Annotated in this window: 10 protein-coding genes and 1 pseudogene; 1 reads left to right on the forward strand and 10 read right to left on the reverse strand. The window is 68.1% G+C overall.

The features are described 5' to 3' along the window. Nucleotides 1-8: 8 nt before the first annotated feature. Nucleotides 9-9523, reverse strand: a pseudogene (locus AWB81_RS01405) (amino acid adenylation domain-containing protein). Between the two features lie 304 nt (nt 9524-9827). Here AWB81_RS01405 and AWB81_RS01410 point away from each other — a divergent pair. Continuing rightward, nucleotides 9828-11603 carry a cyclic peptide export ABC transporter gene (locus AWB81_RS01410; RefSeq protein WP_062632262.1) on the forward strand — a complete coding sequence of 592 codons (1776 nt, stop codon included), beginning with the start codon at nt 9828-9830 and terminating at the stop codon, nt 11601-11603. 55 nt (nt 11604-11658) lie between these two features. Here AWB81_RS01410 and AWB81_RS01415 read toward each other — a convergent pair whose 3' ends face one another. From AWB81_RS01415 to AWB81_RS01455, 9 genes are all read right to left on the reverse strand, one after another. Then, the gene (locus AWB81_RS01415) at nt 11659-12675 is read right to left on the reverse strand and encodes an ABC transporter substrate-binding protein (protein WP_062632114.1); all 1017 of its coding nucleotides are present in this window, start codon (nt 12673-12675) and stop codon (nt 11659-11661) included. Continuing rightward, nucleotides 12672-13469 (reverse strand): siderophore-iron reductase FhuF, encoded by a 798-nt coding sequence (gene fhuF, locus AWB81_RS01420; RefSeq protein WP_062632115.1) that lies wholly within the window; start codon nt 13467-13469, stop codon nt 12672-12674. The genes AWB81_RS01415 and fhuF overlap by 4 nt, the downstream gene beginning before the upstream one ends. Continuing rightward, nucleotides 13466-15562, reverse strand: coding sequence for a Fe(3+)-hydroxamate ABC transporter permease FhuB (gene fhuB / locus AWB81_RS01425; protein ID WP_062632116.1), 2097 nt, complete (start codon nt 15560-15562; stop codon nt 13466-13468). The genes fhuF and fhuB overlap by 4 nt, the downstream gene beginning before the upstream one ends. Then, nucleotides 15559-16407: an ABC transporter ATP-binding protein gene (locus AWB81_RS01430; protein ID WP_062632117.1), complete on the reverse strand. Its 849-nt coding sequence runs from the start codon at nt 16405-16407 to the stop codon at nt 15559-15561. The genes fhuB and AWB81_RS01430 overlap by 4 nt, the downstream gene beginning before the upstream one ends. After that, nucleotides 16404-17426: a TauD/TfdA family dioxygenase gene (locus tag AWB81_RS01435; protein WP_062632118.1), complete on the reverse strand. Its 1023-nt coding sequence runs from the start codon at nt 17424-17426 to the stop codon at nt 16404-16406. Before AWB81_RS01435 ends, AWB81_RS01430 begins: the two co-directional genes overlap by 4 nt. A gap of 57 nt (nt 17427-17483) precedes the next feature. After that, nucleotides 17484-17744: an MbtH family protein gene (locus AWB81_RS01440; RefSeq protein ID WP_062632119.1), complete on the reverse strand. Its 261-nt coding sequence runs from the start codon at nt 17742-17744 to the stop codon at nt 17484-17486. Nucleotides 17745-17867: 123 nt separating this feature from the next. Then, nucleotides 17868-18527 (reverse strand): RNA polymerase factor sigma-70, encoded by a 660-nt coding sequence (locus tag AWB81_RS01445; protein WP_374730464.1) that lies wholly within the window; start codon nt 18525-18527, stop codon nt 17868-17870. A gap of 199 nt (nt 18528-18726) precedes the next feature. Continuing rightward, nucleotides 18727-19692 (reverse strand): hypothetical protein, encoded by a 966-nt coding sequence (locus AWB81_RS01450; protein WP_062632121.1) that lies wholly within the window; start codon nt 19690-19692, stop codon nt 18727-18729. 234 nt (nt 19693-19926) lie between these two features. After that, nucleotides 19927-21012, reverse strand: a complete 1086-nt coding sequence (locus tag AWB81_RS01455) for an alpha/beta fold hydrolase (protein WP_062632122.1) — start codon at nt 21010-21012, stop codon at nt 19927-19929. Between the last annotated feature and the right edge of the window lie 25 nt (nt 21013-21037).

Genomic DNA, 21037 nt, shown 5'->3' on the forward strand with positions numbered 1-21037 from the left:
CGTCTTTCCTATTCCATTTCCAGTTCGCCGAGCAGGGCATCGATCGCACTCGCGGCGTCTTGCGCGCGCTTCCCGCCGCGTTCCGCCAGCGCCCGGTCGATGGCCGCCGCACACCGTTCGAGCGTGCGTTCGTCGAAGAGCGCGCGCAGCGGCAGCATCAGCGACCAGTGCAGGTTCGCCTGCGCATTGGCCTGCGTGGCGAGCAGCGAATGACCGCCGAGCGCGAAGAAATCGTCATCGCGGCTCACCGCTTCGACGCGCAGCACGCGCTGCCAGATCGCGGCGAGTTCGCGTTCGGTCGGCGTGCGCGGCGCATCGACCGGCTTCGCTTCGCGCGAGGGCGCGGGCAACGCATTGCGATCGCACTTGCCGTTCGGCGTGACGGGCAGCGCGCCCAGTTCGACAAGTTGCGCCGGCACCATGTACGCGGGCAGTTGCGCACGGAGCGCGGCGAGCAGCGCCGGGCAATCGAGCGCGCCCTGCGCACCGCGGGCGACGTAGCCGATGAGTTGCTCGTCGCGCACGATCACGACCGCGTCGTGAACACCGTCAACCGCGCGCAGCAGCGCCTCGATTTCGCCCGGCTCGATCCGCTGTCCGCGCAGCTTCACCTGCGTATCGATGCGGCCGAGGTAGTCGAGCGGTCCGTCGCTGCGTCTCTGCGCAAGGTCGCCCGTGCGGTAGAGGCGCGCGCCCGGCACGAACGGATCGGGCACGAAGCGCTCGGCGGTGAGCGCGGCGCGGCCTAAATAGCCGCGTGCCAGACCCGCGCCGCCGAGATACAGTTCGCCGGTCGCGCCCTGCGGCACCGGATGGAGCGCGGCATCGAGCACGTGCAGTTGCAGATTGGCGATCGGATGGCCGATGGGCACCGACGCCGCTTCGGCGTCGCTCGCCTCACAAGTCCAGTGCGACACGTCGATGGTGGCTTCGGTCGGGCCGTAGAGGTTGTAGAGGCGCGCGTTCGGCAGCAAGCTGGCGACGCGAGCCGCCAGTTCGGGCGCAAGCGCCTCGCCGCTCGCGACGATCCGCTCGATGCTCGCGCAGCGCGCGGCGGCGCCGAACTCGTCGAGATGCGCGACGAACGCCGCCAGCATCGACGGCACGAAATGCAGCGTGGTCACGCGCTGCGCCTCGATTGCGGCGACGAGACGCGCCGGGTCGCGGTGATCGCCCGGCGCTGCGATCGCGAGCTTCGCGCCCGTCGCGAGCGGCCAGACGAATTCCCACACCGAGACGTCGAAGCCGAACGGCGTCTTGTGCAGCACGACGTCGTCCTTCGTCAGCCGATACGCGTCCTGCATCCACGCGATGCGATTCGCGAGCGCGCCATGCGTGTTGCCCGCGCCCTTCGGCTTGCCGGTCGAGCCGGACGTGTAGATCAGGTAGGCGAGTTGTCGCGCGTCGACTTCGATGGGCGCGTCGAGTGTCGCGTCCCTTCGCATCAGGTCGTCGACATTGAGGAGGCGGACGTCGCCGCCTGGCGTTGCCGCTTCGACGCGTCGGCGCAGATGCGGCTGCGTCAGCACGACGGCGGGCTTCGCGTCGCCGAGCAGGTAGGCGATGCGTTCCGCCGGATAATCCGGATCGATCGGCAGATAGGCCGCGCCCGCCTTCAACACGCCGAAGAGCGCGACGACCATCTCGAACGAGCGCTCGACGCACAGCGCCACCGCCGTGTCCGGCTTCACGCCGACCGCGACGAGCGCCGCCGCGACGCGGTTCGCATGCGCATCGAGTTCGGCGTAGCGCATGTGCCGCACGGCGCCGGTTGCGTCGATGAATTCGAGCGCGACGGCTTCCGGCGTTGCTTGCGCGGCTCTTTCGAACTGACGATGCAGCGCTTCTTGCTGAGCGGCGGGCCACTCACGCGCGGTCGCGTTGTAGCGCCCGGAGTCGGCCGTCGCGATGGAGATCGCGCCGAGCGGCGCGTCCGGATTCGCGACGAACGCATCGAGACAGGCCGCCAGCGCGCGATGCAGCGCAGCCACACGCGTTTCGTCGATACGCATTGCGTCGTAGCCGTAGTCGATCGTCATCGCATTGCCGGCTTCGATCACGAGCGTCAGCGCGAAGTCGGTCGCTTCGATGTTGCGCAACTCGCGCATCTTCAGCGCGCGCTCATCGCGGCCAGCCCACGCTTCGTCGACCGGATAGTTCTCGAAGACGACGAGCGTGTCGAACAGTGTGCCGCCGCCCTGCCCCGCCCAGCGCTGGATTTCCGCGAGCGGCGTATGCGCATGCTCGGCGGCGGCGGCGTTGTCGCTCTGCAACTCGCGCAGCCACGCGCTCGCCGCGCGCTGCGGCTTAGGCGCAGTGATGACCGGCAGCGTGTTGATCAAGAGTCCGAGCACGGCATCCGCGTCGGGGAGCGCATCGGGACGGCCGGCCACCGTCGCGCCGAATGCGACCGACAGTTGATGGGTCGTGCGTTGCAGCGCGAGCGCCCATGCGCCCTGCACCAGCGTGTTGACCGTCACGCGCAGACGGCGTGCGGTATCGGTCACGCGGGCGAGCGTCGCGGCGTCGATGGTCGCGCGCCAGGTGCGGTTCTGCGCCTGCGGCGCATCCGCATCGCGCTCCGCGACGAGCGTAGGTTCGTCGAGTCGCGCGAGACGTTCGAGCCAGAACGCCTCGTCGGCTTGGGCATCCCGCGCGGCCAGCCACGCGATGAAGTCGCGATAGCGCGTCTTCGCGGGCAACGCGAAGGGCTGCGCGCGCGGCGGCTCGATGTAGTCGCGCAAAACCTCCGCGAACAGGCGCGCCGTGCTCCAGCCGTCGAGCAGCAAGTGATGGCGCGTCCAGACGAGACGCCATTCGTCGTCCGTCAGGTGGATCAGCGTGACGCGCATCAGCGGCGGCACGGCAAGGTCGAAGCCCTGCGCGCGGTCGGCGGCAAGCCACGTTTCGAGCGCTGCCTGGAGATCGGCTTGCCGGTCGCGCCAGTCGAGCGCAGGATGTCATGGCGCGGCACGGCGGCATCGAACGCAGCGCGCCGACACTCGACGTCCGGCGCGGCCAGCGTCGCGACGAGCTGGTTCACGTAGGTGGACTGCTCCGGCGCAAAGAGCGAATGAAACAGGATGCCCTGCTGCATCGGCGAGAGCGGATAGATGTCGTCGACAGTGCGCAGGTCGAGCGTCAAACGGTCGAGCGCCGCCTGTGTCAAACCGGCGTCGCGGGCGAGCGGATAGTCGCCCGGCGTGGCGCCTGCGCCGGTGTTCGCAAGACGCGCGATGCAGGCTGCCGTGATATCCGAGAGCGCAGTCTCGAAGCACGCGGCGAGCCCTTCGATCGTCGCGCGGTCGAACTGCGTCGCGGCATATACCCAGTGCAGTTTCAGCGTGCGCGGGCCGTCGGCGTCAAGATAGGCGTGAATCGCGAGCGCATTGCCGAGCGGGCCTTCTGGATCGCGCTCGCAGCCCGCACCGCCGAAGCGCGGCACGAGCGCGGCATCGCGCGGTGCATCGAACTGGCCGAGATAGTTGAACGTCACGCGTGGACGCGTCACGCGGGAAAGCGCTGCACGCGTCGCTTCGTCGCCGTAGTGGCGCAGCACGCCGAAGCCGAGGCCCTTGTGCGGCACCGCGCGCAACGCGTCCTTGACCGCCGTGAGCGTGCCGGCCGGCGACGCCTCGACGGGCAACGTTACCGGATAGTGGCTCGTCAGCCAGCCGGGCGTGCGGCTCACGTCGAGGTCGTCGAAGAGCGCCTCGCGGCCATGCCCTTCGAGTTCGAGGCGGCACGAACCGCGCTCCGCCTGCGCGCCGAGCGCATGTGCAAGCGCCGCGATTAGCAGTTCGACGGTCTGCGTCCGATACGCGGCGTTCGCCTCGCTGAGCACGGAGCGCGTGAGATCGGCGCCGAGCGTCTGTTCGACGACGGCTGCGTCGGCGTTGGTCGCCGCGGCTTGCGGATGATCGAGCAGGAGGTCGTCGCCGTCCGTGAGCGCCGACCAATAGGACAATTCGCGAGCAAACGGCGACTGCGGATCGCGGGCCGCGTGTGCGAGCCGCGCGGCCCAATCCTGCGCGCGGGTGCCTGTTTGCGCGAGGCGCACGGGACGTCGCTCGCAGGCAGCGCGATAGGCGGTGTCGAGATCGTCGAGCAGCACGCGCCACGACACGCCGTCCACGATCAAATGATGAATCGCGAGATACAGCTTCGTGCGCCCGTCGGGCAGTGCCGCCGCCAGCGCGCAGGCTAGCGGGCCGCGCGTGTTGTCGAGGGTGCGCTGCAATGCGTCGAACTGCGCGAGCGCGTCGGTTTCGTCGCGTGCGCTGGTCGCCGCAAGCGGGAGCGTTTCAAAGGGCTTCGGCGCATGAATGAGCCGCCATGTGTTCCCGAGTTCGAAGCGCTGACTGAAGATATCGTGATGCGTCAGGAGCGCGTCGAACGCGCGAGCGAAGGCATCGAGATCGAACGGCGCCGCCGTATCGAATTCGATCGACTGGTTCCAGTGGCCGCGCTTCGGCACGTCGAGCGCGAAGAAACGCAGTTGTGCCGGCGTGAGCGAGGTCCCTTCGCCATCGTTCGACACGGCGGGCGCGCGAGGCGCCGCTGCCGCATCCGTCGCCGTGGCGACGAGCGCGAGTTGCGCGACGGTCGGACCGTCGAAAAGTTGTTTCGGCGTGAAGCGCAGACCGCGCTTGCGCAGCCGCGCGATCACCTGAAGTACGAGAATCGAATCGCCGCCGAGTTCGAAGAAGTTGTCGTCGCGGCCGACCTGCTCCGCCTTCAGCACCTCCTTCCAGACCGCCGCGATCGTTTCTTCGGACGCGCCGCTCGGCGCATCGCCGCCCACGCGGACAGGCGCGGGAGACGCAGCGAGCGCGCGCAGCGCGGCGCGATCGATCTTGCCGTTGGCCGTCACGGGCAACGCATCCAGCGTGAGGAGCACGGACGGCACCATGTAGTCCGGCAGGCGCGCGGCGAGAGCCTCGCGCAAAGACTCGTCTGTCAGGCCACGGCCCTTCAGCGTCACGAACGACGCGAGATGCAGGCGCCCGTCGTCCTGTTCGACCGCGAGCGTTTCCGCCTGCGAGACGCCGTCGATGGCGCAGAGCGCCGCGCTCACCTCGCCCGGTTCGACGCGATAGCCGCGAATCTTGACCTGATCGTCGAGCCGGCCGAGAAAGGCGATGCGCCGATCGGCGAGGAGTCGCACGCGGTCGCCGGTGCGGTAGAGCCGCTCGCCGTGCGCGAACGGATGCGGCACGAAGCGCTCGGCAGTCGCCGCCGGGCGTCCGACATAGCCGCGCGCGACGCCCGGACCGCCCAGGCACAGTTCGCCAATGCCGCCCGGCGGCACGCACGCGCCGTTCGCGTCGAGCACCAGCGCGCAGGCATTTGGCAAGGGACGTCCGAGTGGAACGCCTTGAGCGCCACGTTCGTCGCGTGCGAGCGCGGACGTATCGCACGTCAGCGCGCCGACCGTAGCCTCGGTCGGACCGTAGTGATTGATGACGCGGCAGCCCGGTTTCAGCGCCGCGACGCGATCGACGAGCATCCACGGCAGCAGTTCACCGCCCGTCACGAGTGCGCAGGAAGGCAGCACGTCGACGGGATGCTGCGCCTCCAGCAGCGCATGAAGGTGACTCGGCACGATCTTCAGCACGCCGACTTCGCGCGAACGCATCTCGGCTGCGAACTGGTCCGGATCGAACGCGCAACGCGCGGGCAGCAAATGCAGCGTGCGCCCCGAGCACAGCGCGCCGAAGAGCGTCGTGTGACCGAGATCGGCGGCGACGGTCGAGACCATGGCCATCGATGCGTCGGGCGCGAACGCGAGTTCGTCGAGCATGCCCTGCACATAGTCGGCGAGCGCGCGATGCGAGACCGCGACGCCCTTCGGCGTGCCCGTCGAGCCCGACGTGAAGATGACGTACGCGCTTTGTTCGGGCGCCGGCGGCACGCGGCGCGCGGCAGCGTTCGCGAGCGACGCGTCGTGGGCGAGCGAATCGACCTCCAGTATCTGCGCGTCGCCGAGCGCGGCCGGGACGCTGTCGCGCGCAATCAGCGCCCAGCGCGCGCCGCACGCCTTGACGGCGGCATCGAGCCGCGTGGACGGCATCGCCGGATCGAGCGGCACCGCGTACGCGCCGGACTTCAGCACGCCGAGCAACGCGACGACGAAACGCGCCGACCGCTCGATGCACACCACCGCCGCCTCTTCGGCGCGCGCGCCGCGCTGGATGAGCGCAAGCGCGACGCGGTTCGAGGCGTCGTCGAGTTCGGCGAACGTGAATTGCCTCGCGGCGTCCGCGAGCGCGACCTTGTGCGGCGTCGCGCCCGCATGGTGCGCAAAGAGCGCGAGCACGTCATGCGCCGCGAGCGGCAGCGCGCGGCCCTGCCGGGCTTCGCGGTACGCGGGCCCATCGGCGCAATCGAGCAGCGCGATCGGGCGCTGCGGATCGCGAACGGCATCGGCGACGAGGGTCGCGAGACTCGCGAGCCATGCTTCGGCCGTCGGCTTGTCGATGCAGTCGAGCGCATGGGCAGCGACGAGTTCGATGCCGCGCGGATCGTCGGTGAAGTCGAGCGCGAAATCGAAGCGCGCGGCGAGATCGGGGCCCGGCGTCGCAACCGCCGAGGCGCCCGGCAACTCCGCCTTCAACCCGGCGTCGAACTGTTGCGCGAATTTCACGCGCAGCCATTCATCGCCGCGCTTGACCGGCGGCTTAACCGCATCGAGCACCTGATCGAACGGCACGTCCTGATGCGCGAACGCGGCGAGCGACGCGGCGCGCACGGCATCGACGAGCGCAGCAAACGGTTCGCGCGGCGCGATACGCGCGCGCAATGCGAGGGTGTTCAGAAAGAGACCGATGAGCGGCGCTGTCTCCGGCCGCTGACGATCCGCAACCGGCACCGCGACAGCGAAATCATTTGCGCCCGTCAGGCGATAAAGCCACGAGTCGAAGGCGGCGAGCAGCACGGTGAACGGCGACGCGTGGGCGCGTCGCGCGAGTTCGCGAACGGCGGCCGATGTGTCCGCGGGAAGGCGCAGCGAAACGCGTCCACCGCGATGATCGCGCTCGGCCGGACGTGCACGGTCGCCGGGCAGCGCGAGCGGTTCGGGCGCCGCTCGAAGTGCTTCACGCCAGTACGCGAGCTGGCGCTCGCCTTCTTCGCCCGCGACGAGTTCGCGCTGCCATTGCGCATAGTCGGCGTACTGGATCGGCAGCGCGGGCAGCGACGGTTCGCGTCCCGCCACGCACGCCGTGTACGCGGCGGCGAGCTCCTCGAAGACGAGGCGCGAGCTGTAACCATCGGTGATCGCGTGATGCGCCGTGAGCATCAGGCGATGTGCAGCGTCCGCCAGTGCGACGAGCGTCGCGCGCAGCAGCGGTCCTTTCGACAAGTCGAAGGGCGCGCTCGCATGTTCAGCGGCCAGTTCGTTCGCCTCCTGATTGCGCAGGTCGGCGAATTCGATCTTCACCGGCAAGCGCGCATGAATGCGCTGCATGACAATGCCCTCGTCGCTTTCGACGAGCGTCGTGCGCCATGCTTCATGCCGCTCGATCACGCGATCCAGAGCGCGCTGGAGCGCGTCGGCATCGAGCGCACCGCGAATCTCCCAGTGTCCGGCGATGTGATACGCCGAGCCCGCGTCGCGCGTCTGTGCGAGCACCCAGAAGCGCTGCTGCGCAAACGACGCTGGACGGTCGATGAAATCTGCATCGTTGCGTTGCTTCGCGAAGGATGAAATCTGGAGCGACGCCTCTTCCTTGTCGCTCCGATCGATCAGCGCGGCGAGATCAGCCATCGACGGGTCGTCGAGCAGTGCGTCGAGACGCAGGTTCACGCGCCATTCGATGCGGATTGCCGCCTGCACCTGCATCGCCGCGAGCGAATCGCCGCCGCGTTCGAAGAAGCGATCCGCGCGGCCAGGCGCCGCCGGTTCGTTCAGGATGCGCTGCCAGCATTGCGCGAGGTGGCGCTCAGTGTCGGTTTTCGGCGCTTCATAGTCCGCGTCGAGGATCGAGGCAGCTTGTGACGCCTGCATCTTCAGCGCGTCGCGGTCGAGCTTGCCGTTCAGTGTGTACGGCAGGCGGTCGAGCCGCACGAACAGATGCGGCTGCCACGCGTCCGGCAAACGCGCGGCGAGATGAACCTTCAACGCCGCATCGTCCGTTGCATCGGAAGCGATGCACGCGATGAGTTGCGTCCGGCCATCGGACGATTCAGCGAGCACCGCGGCATCGCGCACCGAAGGATGCGTACGCAGGCACGCCGCGATCTCAGCAGGCTCGACGCGCACGCCGCGAATCTGCACCTGATCGTCGATACGGCCGAGATAGTCGAACGCACCGTCTGCGCGTTCGCGCGCGAGATCGCCCGTGCGATAGATGCGCGAGCCTGGCTCGCCCGACGCGTCGGGCACGAAGCGCTCGGCCGTCAGCGCGGCGCGGCCGTGATAGCCCCGCGCGACGCACGCACCGCCGAGCAGCAGTTCTCCTTCTTTTGCTTGGGGGTGCGTCGTGTCGAGCCGCACCACACGCGGGCCGATCGGCTGCCCGATGGGAAGCGCGGCGTACGCGTCGTCATCGGCGAGTTCGGGCGTCACGCCCGGTTCGACCGGCCACAGCATCGGCGAAATGACGGCCTCGGTCGGCCCGTAGCCGTTCACGAGGCGCACCGCCGGGAACACGCGGCGCACGTTCGCGAACGCTTCGCGCGACAGCGCCTCGCCGCCGAACGCCAGCACCCGCAGCGAGGCGGGCACGCCGAGCCGCTCGGCCACCGCCGCGAACTCGCGCAGATACGCCGGCGGGAACGCCGCGATGCTCACGTTTTCGCGCTCGATCAGCGCGCGCGCCGCGTCGGGCGCAAAAGGCGGCTGCTCGCTGATGACGATGCGCGCGCCCATTGCGAGCGGCGCGAGCCAGCATTCGTGCGCCGCGTCGAAGTTGACCGACGCGAAATGCAGCAGGCAATCATCCGGCCGGATCGGCAGTGCGGCGGCAAGCGCGTCGCAATGCGCGGCGAGCGGGCCGTGTTCGACCACGACCGCCTTCGGGGTGCCCGTCGAACCCGACGTGTAGATCATGTAGGCCGCGGCGCGCGGATGAACGTCCTGTTGCGCCATCGGTGTCGCGGATGCATCGTCATCGTCCGGCACCGTGAAGCACTGCGCGAAGCGCGCGCGCAACGTCACGTCTGCGGACGCATCGACGATACCGTGCACGAGGCCCGCGTCCTTCGCGATCCAGTCGAGACGCGCGGCCGGATGACGCGGGTCGAGCGGCACGAAGACGCCGCCCGCCTTCATCACCGCGAGCAGCGCGACGAACAGTTCGCACGAACGCTCGACGCACACGCCGACTCGCATCTCCGTCGTCACGCCCGCTGCGCGAAGACGCGCGGCAAGCCGCTCGGCACGGGCATCGAGTTCGCCGCGCGAGAGACGTGCTTCGGAAGTCGAATCGGACACACGCGCGAACGCAAGCGCGGGTGCTTCAGGACAAAGGCGCGCGAGCGCCTGGATACGGAGATGCAACACAGTGGGAAAACTCGTCATGAACATGAAGTCCTTCGGGTCTGGCCGCGTCGGTCGCGGCCTCGGCCGATCTTGGCCGACCTTGGCCAATACGCAGCGCAGCAGGAATTGCGGCTTCATTGGGATGACGAATCGCGCGAAAAAATTTTTACCGCTTTTTTTGCATTACCCCGCGCAAGCCAATGACAGCGCGATTTCGGCGTGCTATCGCGCATCGTCTTTGACGAACTGCTAAACATTCGCCGCGCCCAAACGTCTATCAAGAAGGAGGTGCATTCCGCACCCGCTCTTTCCCTCGTGCTTTCCTTCCAGTGACCCATTGCCGATGACCGTTGCCAACGAGCGTTCCGACGCCCCGTCTTCCTCCAGTTACGCCGCGCCGCCCAAGCCCGCGGCGCGCCTGATCCTCGCGCTGCTCAGGCGCTCGCGTGGCGCGTTCGCGTTCGCGCTGACCGCGTGCGTGCTGAACGGCATCGCGAGCGTGATGCTCGTCGCGACGCTCAACCGCGCGCTCTCCGTACCCTCTTCCGCCGACAGCGCCCTCGCCTGGCGCTTCGCGCTCTGCGCGATCGTCGCGCTCATGACGCGCGTGATTTCGGGCGTGCTGTTCGCGCGTCTCTCGCAGGACACGATGGCGCAACTGCGCGAACACGTCGCGCAACGGGTGGCTGCGGCGGAACTGCGCGATGTCGAGCGCACCGGCGCGGCGCCCGTGCAGTCGGTCCTGACCGACGACGCAACGAACGTCTCGATGCTCTTCTTCGCGCTGCCGAACATCGTGATGCACGGTTCGATCGTGTTCGGCTGCCTCGGCTATCTAGCGTGGCTGTCGTGGCCGGTGTGTCTGCTCGCGCTCACGGCGATCGTCGCGGGTTCGCTCGGCTATCACACCGGCGACAAGCGCGCGATCGCCTCGCTCGAAGCAGCGGGCAAGTCGCAGGACAAGCTCTTCGGCTATCTCGGCGCGCTCTTTGCTGGCGCGAAGGAACTGAAGCTGCATCAGGCGCGTTCGCAACAGTTCGTCGAGGGACAACTCGGCGCCGCGATCGGCGAGGTGCGCGACCATCGGCGCCGCGCGTTCAGCGCGTATGCGGTCGGGGTCGGCTGGATCATCTTTCTGTTCTATGGGTTTCTCGGAGCGGCTGCGTTCTGGCCGTCGCTCGGCGTGCACGCGGACACGCCCGCAGCCGCCGGCTACGTGATCGTGTTCCTGTTCATGCTGGTGCCGCTCGACGGCTTGCTCAACAACCTGCCGACCGTGAATGCGGCGCGCGTGTCGCTCGACCGGATCGAAAAGGTGATGGGCGAATTCGGCAGCGTCATTGCGATGCCGCCGACGCCTGCGCAACAGCGCGCAGCGCATGCACCGTTCTCGACGCTCACGCTGCGCGGCGTCACGCATTCGTATTTTCACGAGCGCGACGAGCGCATGTTCCGCATCGGTCCCGTCGATCTGACGTTCAGGCCGGGAGAACTCGTGTTCATCGTCGGCGGGAACGGCAGCGGCAAGACCACGCTCGCGAAGGTGCTGACCGGTCTGTACGAGCCGGAAGGCGGCGTGATCGAAGTGGACGGCGCGCCGGTCGGGGCGAGCGAGCGCGCCGCGTATCGCGAGCGCTTCACGGCGGTGTTCAACGACTTTCACCTCTTCGATGCGCTGCTCGGCATCGTCGATCCGAACGATGCGTCGCGCGCGGACGCCGATGCGCGTGCGAATGCGCTCGTCGCGAAGCTCGCGCTCGATCACAAGGTGCAGGTGGTGGACGGCGCATTCTCGACGCGCGCGCTATCGACCGGGCAGAGAAAGCGCCTCGCGCTCGTGATCGCGTATCTGGAAGACCGGCCGCTCTATCTCTTCGACGAATGGGCCGCCGACCAGGACCCGGCGTTCAAGGCGGTGTTCTATGAACAACTGCTGCCGGAACTGCGGGCGCGGGGCAAGACGGTGATCGTCATCACGCACGACGACCGCTATTTCCGGCTCGCGGACCGCGTGCTCAAGCTGGAGAACGGGAAGGTGGTGAACGAAACGTTCGGGGCGGGCGCGAGGCTCGCGGTGATGGGCGAGGCGGGGAACGGGACGTGGGGTGACGTGTTGTGATGTACTGATGGAAAGCCGCCTGGAATGGCGGCTTTTTTTTGCTTGCTTGGGGGTGTTACCGGCCTTGGGCCACCGGCAACGCCAACAACTGGCCGGTGATCATATCCGCGAGGCGCAACGCCGACATCGGTCCGCCGAAGCCCCAGATATTCGGCTCAATGAGCGATACGCGCCCTTCCCTTCGGGCCGGCACGAAGCGCCAGACCGGCGAGTCGAGCTTTGCGGCGATCGACACGTCCGCGCCGGTCGCCGTGACGAACAGCACCGCGACGTCCGGCCGCTTCAGAAAATCCGCCGACGTCAGATAGACGGTGCCTTCGCGCGTAGGCGTGGATGGCCAGAGCTCCACGCCGAGCGCACGCGCCACGCCCGCTGCCGTGCTGTTGCCGGTATAAGCCCAGTAGCGGTCCGGCAGCCCGAGTTCCTGAAGCAGCGCGAACTGCGCGCCGCTTCGTCCGGCTGCGGCGAGACGCTCTGCGTCGCGGGCGAGACCCGCGTCGAGTTTCGCCTCGACCGCGCCCGCAGCGGCCTCGCGCCCCGTGAGACAGCCGATCGTGCGGAAGATGGTGCGCGTCCAGTCGAGCTGGGTCGCCGCGGGGTCACCCTTGCCGACGTCCGGGCTGAACTGGAACAGCACCGTGGGCGCGATGCGGTCGAGTGCGCCGAAGATCGGCGCATGCCGATAGCCGACGCCGACGATCAGGTCCGGCCGTGTCGATGCAATCGCTTCGAGGCTCGGCTCCTGACGCGTGCCGACTTCCGGCACGCCCTTGAACCGCGCGCTGTCGTAGCCGATCCAGCCGTTGTAATACTGCGGGTCGACGACGCCGACCGGCGTCACGTCGAGTGCGGCCAGATCCTCGGCGAACATGAATTCGAGCACGACGATGCGCTTCGGCTTCACCGGCATCGAACGGCTGGATTGCGACACTGTCGGGTTGCTCGCGAGCGGTGTGCATTCGCGCGCGTTCTGCGTCTGGTTCGATGCCGGCTCGGCGGAACGCGCCCCGCCGCTCGCGAACGCCGCGCAGGCAAACACGATCGCGACACCTGCGTGCGCCACACGTTTCATCGGATGGCGTCCTGCAGCGCGAGTTCGTCGTCGCGCATCGTCAGCAGTAACGGGCAGCTTGCGCACAGTTGCGTCTCTCCTGGAATCTCATAGCGAACGCAGCACACGCGGCGCGCGCGAAACGGGCTCGGCAGCAGCGCCGAGCGGGGTGTCGTTTCGCGCACCGGCATGCGCAGCGGATTGGGTTCGCCCGCGGCATCGACGGGACCGAAGAGCCACGCCGCATCGTCGTCGCGCGTGCCGGGCGGTGGCGGACACTGGCCAAGCAGATAGTCGAGCAGATTCCCGACGTTGCTCCACAGCACGCGCGGCGCGATTTTCGTCATGCCCGCGAGCATTTCGATCACGCCGTGCAGATGATCGATCAGTCCGGCGTAGCGGAGCGCGGGATCGTCGACGGGATCTTTCAGCGCGTCGGCGGAAAAGTGGAGCGCGGCCGGCATCCCCGCGCGCAGCACCAGCCGCGAACGCTCGAGCGACATGTCGAGCGGACGACGCAGCAGCCGCGCCGCGACGACGCCCGCCGGCGCGGCGAGCCCGAAGTAGTACTTGCTCCACTGCGACAGCAGCGCGCGCGCATGCAGTTCGGCGTCGCCGCCATAGTGGCAGGTCATCGCATCGAGCAACGCGTCGCGATGTTCGCCAAGCGACGACAGCGGGATACGCACGGCGTCATCGCCGGCTTCGGCGGCAACTTCGGGCACGCCGAGCCACACGTGTTCGAGATAAGGCGCGATCGCTTCCGGCGCGAAATCGGCGAGGCGTTGCGCCGTGCGCTGCGGCGCGTCGTTCATCGGGCGCTCCGCTTGTCGCGCCGGGTTTCCACCACCAGAAGCGCGAGCAGATATGGCGCGCCGATCAGCGCGGTCAGCACGCCCGCCGGAATCTCGCGCGGGGCGAGCAGCGTGCGTGCCGCGAGATCCGCCGCCGCCAGCACGAGCGCGCCAAGCGCCGCCGCGAGCCAGAGGCGCGTGCCGTGCGAGCGCGCGCCGAGCATCCGCGCGAGATGCGGCGCCATCAGTCCGATAAAACCGACCGGCCCGACCGCCGCCACCGCCGCGCACGCCGCGAACGTCGCCACCGTCAGGACCAGCGGTCGCAGGACGGCGACCGGCAGGCCGAGCGCGACGGCCTGATCATCGCCGAGCGCGAGCAGATCGAGCGGACGCGCGAGCAGCACGAACACCGGCAACGCCAGCACGCACCACGGCACGAGCATCGCGACTTCGCCCCAGCTGCGCCCGTAAGTCCCGCCGATGAGCCACACGACAAAGCGCGCCGGCTGCACGCTTTGCTGCGTGATGAGCCATTGCGCGAGCGTCGTCCACAGCGTGCCGATCACGATGCCCGTCAACGCGACCGCGAGCGGCGCGTACTGGTGCCGCCGGTTGAACAGCAGCGTGAGGACGAGCGTCGCGCCGCCGCCCGCGAGCGCGGCAGCGGCAAGAATCGAGTGGCCGGCGAGCGGCCAGATCATCAGCACGACAAGCGTCGCGAGACCGGCGCCCTGCGTCACGCCAAGCACTTCCGGTCCGGCGAGCGGATTGCGCACGATGGTCTGCATCAGCACGCCGCTCGCCGCCAGGAGCGCGCCCGCGAGCAGCGCACACAGGAGCCGCGGCACGCGCAGATCGAAGAGCATCCGCGCGACGTCATCGCGATGGTTCAGCATGCCGAGCCAGCGGTCGGGGCCGAGCCAGGTCGCTCCCATCGATGCGCCTGCTGCGAGCACCGCGCAGGCCGCCGCGAGGAGGATCGCCGCGAGCACAGGCCAAGGCAGCGCCGTGAGCGCCCGGACGATGCGCGTGCCGCCCGCCGCCGACACGCGCTCCTGTCCGGCATGCAGCACACCCGACCACGCCGCGCCGCTGCGAATCATCGCAAGCATCAGCGGCGTGCCGATGAACGCGATCGCGACGCCCGTTGACAAGGTCGAATCGAGGTCGAGGGCAAGCACGGCGCTGTCGGTTGCCAGCACCAGCGCGCCACCCGCGAGCGCTGAAAGCGGCACGAGCGCGCCGAGTTTCGACGACTTCGCGCCGCGCACCTGTCGCAGCAGGTTCGGTGCGATCAGGCCGACGCAGGACAGCGGCCCGGCAATGCTCACCGCGACACTCGCGAAGCCGACCGCGACCGTCATCGCGGCGAGGCGCGTCGCATCGACGCGCACGCCGGCGGCGGCGGCCGCGTCGTCGCCGAGGGCGAGCGGGTCGAGCGGACGGATCACGAACGGCAGCGCGACGAGCGGCGCGACGAGCCAGCCAAGCGCGGCCTTCAAACCCGAGGCGCCCGGTTGATAGAGGCTGCCGCTCGCCCACAGCGAAGCGCCGACGACCGTCTGTTCGAAGAACGCGAGCAGGAGTGTCGTAATCGCGGAGAACAGCAGCATGCAAACGCTGCCCGCAAGCACGAGCCGTAGCGGCGTCGCGCGCCAGCCGCCCGCCGCAGCGGCGACGCAGCCCGCGGCGCCGAGGCCGCAGACGAACAGAAGCGGCACCGAAGCCGCGCCGACGAGCGACGGCGCGATCATCGCAGCGACGAGGCCAAGCTGTGCGCCGCCCGTGATCCCGAGCAGGTCGGGCGATGCGAGCGGGTTGCGGGTCATCGCCTGGAAGAGCGCGCCGGCCACCGCGAGACATCCGCCCGCGACGAGCGCCGCCGCGATGCGCGGCGCGTTCAGGTCGAAGAGAAAGATGCCAGCGAGCTGCTTCGCATCGCTGCCGGCGGGCGCGGCGAGCCATGCGTGAAGGTCGGGCGCGAGACGAAGCGCGGCCAGCGCCACGATCAGCAGGACGAGCGCCGCGCCAAGCGCGCCCACGTGATTCGGCGCGGCGAGGACGCGCGGCACTTCGCGACGCAGCCGCCGGCGGGTAGCGAGCGTCGTCATGCGGCGAGGTCTCCGTCCGATTGCTCCGCGCACAACGCTTCGGCCATCGCGGGCGCGCCATCGTAGGCCGGCACGCACATCGGCGCGCCCGTCTGCGGATGTGCGATGCGGAGCATCGGCACGCCGAAGGTCTCCTGCAGATGCCGCGGATCGAGCATCGCGTCGGGCGAACCCTGCGCGACGATGCGCCCAGCGCGCATCAGCACGATGTCGTCGCTGAAGGCCGCCGCCTGGTTCAGGTCGTGAAGCACCCAGACGATCGTCAGCCCGCGTTCGCGGTTCAGGCGCCGCAGTTCGCGCAGGATGTCGAGTTGATGGTGGATATCGAGATAAGTCGTCGGTTCGTCGAGCAGCACGATCGGCGCCTGTTGCGCGAGCGCCATCGCGATCCACGCGCGTTGCCGCTCGCCGCCCGAGAGCGCCGCGACATCGCGCGACGCATCCGTCGCGAGGCCGCTTGCCTGGAGCGCTTCGTCGATGGCCGCGTGGTCCGCACGCGTCAGGCCGCGCAGCCAGCCGCCATGTGCATAGCGCCCGTAGGCCACGAGTTCGCGCACGGTCAGGCCCGCCGGAATCTGGTTGAACTGCGCGAGCATCGTGAGCGTGCGCGCGAGCGCGCGCCGTCGCAGGCTTCCGAGTGGCGCGCCGTTCACTTCGACCTGACCCGATCGCGCGGGCTGCAGTCCGGCGAGCGTGCGCAACAGCGTGCTCTTGCCGCAGCCGTTCGGACCGCACAGCGCGGTGATGCGCCCGCCGGCGATCTGCAGGTCGAGCGAATCGAGCACGACATTGTCGCGATAGCCGACCGTGAGCGCACGGGCGGCGAGTGCTGCACGAGCCGTCATCGTTGCGCCGTCCCGTCGCGCTCCGGCGGCTCCCGATAACTGCGCGCCATCGCGACGACGACCTTGCGCGGACCTTCGAACGGATCGCGCGCGTGCGCGGCGAGCATGTTGTCGAGCGTCAGCACGTCGCCGGTGAGCCACGGAAAAACGACGCGCTGCTGATCCAGCACGCCGCGGATTTCGGCGAGCGCACCGGCTTCGAGCGGCGCGCCGTCGCCGTAGTACACGTTGCGCGGCACGTTCTCCAGACCGACCGCATCGACGAGCGCTTCCTGCATGTCTTCGTCGAGCGCGGACAGGTGAAAGAGATTCGCCTGGTTGAACCACACCATGTCGCCCGTGCGCGGATGGTGCGCCACCGCCTGGCAACGCTCCTCGGTGCGCAGCAGCAACTCGCCGTCATCGCTTTCGCGCCAGGAACACGCGATACCGCGCGCCGCGCAGATGCGCTCGACTTCACGCGGATCGTCCGAGCCGAACGCCTGCTCCCACGGCAGGTCGAGGCCCTGCCCGAAGTTGCGCACGTAGCGCAGTTCGCGCTTCGCGAAGCGCGCGACGAGCGCGGGATCGAGCGCGCGATAAATCGCGCGGCTGTCTGCGATCGGCGTCGCGCCGCCCGAACGGGCGGCCAGCGCGCAATGGAACCAGATGCGCATCGGCCATTCGCGCGTGTACGACTGCTCGTTGTGCAGCGGAATCGAGCGGTGCGGCGGATATTCGGTCGACGTGTAGACGGCGCCCTCGACCTGGCTGCGCGGCGTCGACGCGAATTCGTAGCCGATCAGCGGATCGCCGAACGCGGCGGCAAAGCGCTGGAAGACCTCGATCGACTCGACGCGAAAGCCGGTGAACAGCACGCCGCCGGCGCGCTCGAGCGTATCGCCGACGATCGCCCTCAGGAGCGGCGCCGCTTCGGCAAGCGACAGGTCCGCGCCCGCGCGCGGCGCGACGACGGTCGGCAGGCCAGGCTCGATGCGGAGCTCGGCGAGCGCTGGCGCCGCGGCGGAAAGTTGGGTCATGCGAAGTCCTCGTGCGGAATCGTTTGCGCGACGCGTCGGCTTTTCGGGCCGGAATCGTCAGGACGCGCGGGGTTTGCGCGCTGCGTCGTCCATGTGGCGGCGCAGGCTCGCGGGACGCATGTCGGTCCAGGCGGTTTCGATGTACGCGAGACAATCGGCCTTCGGACCGCGCATGCCCGCTTCGCGCCAGCCCGCGGGCACGGCACGGAAAGTCGGCCAGATCGAGTACTGTTCTTCGTCGTTCATGACGACGGTGTAGACGAGATCGTCCCCTTCGTTTGCGGCGACTGCGGTTGCGGATGGCTGGGCCTGAGTCATGATCGGTGGCTCTGTCGGAGTGAATTCAATGGGAAAGGCTGCGGAATGGCTGCGAAGGACCCGTTGCTGGCGGGACGTTGAAACGCCGCCTTCATCGAATAGACGTTTGGCGCGCGCGCTTTTTTACCGGCGACGGGCGCGGCCGCCGAGAAACGCCGGGCAGGCAAGGTTGCGGTCGCAGGCGTCGAGGCAGTCGGCGCAGTGTTTCTGCGCGTCGCGGACCATGAAGTGAACGAGCGTCTGCGAGACGTTCAGCGCGCGCGCCGTGCTTTGCAGCGTTTCCTCGGAAAGCCGCACCATCTCGAACGCGGTCCGGCTCCGCGCCGGCAACTGCGCGAGCGCGTCGCAGACGTGGCGCAGCGTATCGCGCGCCTGCACTTTCGCCTCGGGCGTCAGTTCCTGCGACGGCACGTCGAGGCCGTCTTCCTCGTCGGCGTGATAGATGTTTTCGAGGCTCTGCCGGCGACAGGCGTCGATCGACGCGTTGCGCACCATGCGCGCGATATAGCCCATCGGCTGGCGCACCGCATCATGCTCGGAGAAATCGATGAGCTGAACGAAGACGTCATGAACCACATCCTCCGCCCGGCTCGCACAACCGACAAAACCGCGCGCCACGTTCACGAGCATCTGCCGGTTCGCAATGGCGACCTCGAGCAGGGACTGCTGGGCTTTCGGCGTTGCCTTGTCTGGTGCCGGACGCCAGTACTTCTGCCGCGCGGTGACGAGCGGTGGTCGCGGTGAAATTGCAGGACGTTTCGAAGGTGCCAGCGGGGCGCGCATCTGAGACATGAAGTTGCTCCACAGTCGTAGGACAATCCGCAACTTAACGTAAACGCGAATCATTCTCAACTTCTGCGCGATGCGCACTCGTTCGGACGCGCCTGCCTCTTTTGGTCTCGCACTTGCTGGTATTGAGAAAGCGCGCAATTCGGCCCGCCCGGCTCGTACAGGCGACCGGCGAGCCGAATCGACTTGGCTTTTAACCGAGCGCCATCATCGGATCGGGCAATTTGCGCTGCATGATCGGCGCGAGCGCGGCGCCGATGGGATTTGCCTGCCGCTCGTCGACGAGATCCGCCAGCAGTTTCGCGAAGCGCGGCTCTTCGATGCCCGACACGATGTATTGCCAGCGATAGGCGTCGAGCATGCAGCCATCGATCGCTTCGCGTTCAGTCGGCGTGAACGCGCGGTCGCACTGGGCGCGGAAATACGCGGCGTCGGCTTGCGCCTGCTCCTGCAACATGCCGTCGATGCCCGCCAGCGCGATGAGATCGTCGACCGCCGCGTCGCGCGCGGCGTAGTCGAGCCGCGCATCTTCGCGCAGCAGTTCCAGTTCATCGATGATCGCGTGCTGCGATTCCTCTTTCCAGTGGAACAGGAATACGTCCTTGAAGAGCGGAGAGAGCGCCTCGTCGGCCTCCATGCTCTGCCGGTAATGCACCTGCGTGAAGATCTCGATGTGACACGTTAGCGCGAGAATCGCCCACGTCGATTTGCCGAGCACGAAGCGCGCGACATCGTCCGCGTCGGGAAGAAAGCGATATCCGTCCGCCATGCTTTCGGCTGCGAGCAGTTCGACGCGGCGAAACAGTTCCAGATGCTTGAGCTCCTCGTCCGTGAAGCGCACGACGGCCTCGAGCGCGATCTGGTCGCCGAGCGCGTGGTCGCCGCCGACTTCGAGCATCTTCGCGCCGATAAAACGTTCGCACAGCCGGAACATGTTGGCGTACGTGCGGCCCTGGATCTGCGACATCAGCGTGCGCGCGGCAGAATCAAGAAAGGGGAGCCGATCGACCTGCGACAGTCCGTCCGGGAGAAACTTGTGAGCGAAATCGAAGCGGCGCGCGCGAATGACGTCGCGGTCGATATCCCAGCGAATACGCTTCGACACCGCGATGCATGTGGCATAGCGTTGAGTTTGCGTTTCGTGTTGAACGGCTTGCATGTCAGGCTCCTGTGATCTTTGCTGCGATTGAAGAAGGGGTTGAGATGCGTGAATCGCATCGATCGAACGGGAGCAAGAGCACGTAAATCACCGCGACCGTTCAGGAACAAATTGTCCGGACGAAGCGACGGGCATGAGGCGAGAGTCCCGGAAGATCCGGGATCGGCTCGGAAAGGCGGGAGAAAGCAGGACGAGGGTCCGATGGGGATTGTTACGCGCCCCGTGGACGCTCGCTCAACCCGACGACGCGTCGAAGCCCGCCTTGCGGGCCAGGAGGATGGCCTGCGCGCGATTTTCCACTTCGAGCTTCGCGAAGATGCTCGTGATGTGATTGCGCACGGTTTTCTCGCTGAGGCCGAGACGGGCGGCAATCTGCGCGTTGTCGCGCCCGCCGGCGATCAGCTCGACGATGTCGCGCTCGCGGCGCGTGAGCATCGCGAAAGCGGGATCGGCCGGGGATGCCGCAGGCAGGAAAGCACGGAACTCCTCTTGCCAGCGCTGCCAGGCGGGCTCGTCCTCGAGCAGCAGATGGTTTTCGCTATCGAGCGGAACAAAGCGCGCGCCCGGAATCATGCCCGCGATCAGCCGGCTCTCCTCGAATGGCACGCGCGCGTCGGCGCTCGCGTGAAGCACGAGCGTCGGGCAGCGAACCTGTGGCAACAAATCGACGACGTCAATCTCATTGAATACGCGCATGATGCGCGCCGCGTTGTGCGGCGACGTCGACATGCGCTCGAGTTCGTTGAACCACCGATGCTGCTCGGCCGTGCCGCCGGGGATGAACTGCGTCGTGAAAAACTGCCGGAACGCGGGGTTCGTCTGGCCCCAGCCAAGTTCGGCGAGTTTGACCAGCGTTTCTGCTTCCTCGACTGCGTGCTGCGTCGCCTGGCGCCTGAGTCGGCCGCGCGCGTAACCGCCGTACAGGATCAGGTGCGTCACGCGTTCCGGATGCGCAATCGCGTAAGCAATCGAAATCGACGCGCCCTGGGAAATGCCGAGCAACGCAAAGCGTTCGATGCCGCTCGCATCGACTACCGCTTCCAGATCGCTCAGCCAGGCGCGAAAGGAGATGTCGTCGACTTCGCGGTCGGATAGTCCGCAGCCGCGCTGGTCGTAGCGCACGAGCCTGTGCTGCCGGCACAGTTCCGCGACGAGATGGCTCCAGACGGGGCTCTGCAAATCGAAGTCGAGGTGACTCAGCCAGTTTGCGGCCTTGATGATCGGCGGACCGCACCCGCAGTTCGCGTAGGCGATACGCACGTTATCCGCGCCGGTGCAGAGTCGGATGTGCTGCGTGAGCGGCGCGGCGGGCGCGGGCATGGGTTTCGGAGGTCGGGTCGCGATG

The sequence above is a fragment of the Caballeronia arationis genome (assembly GCF_001544975.2).
GTDB classification, from domain to species: domain Bacteria; phylum Pseudomonadota; class Gammaproteobacteria; order Burkholderiales; family Burkholderiaceae; genus Caballeronia; species Caballeronia arationis.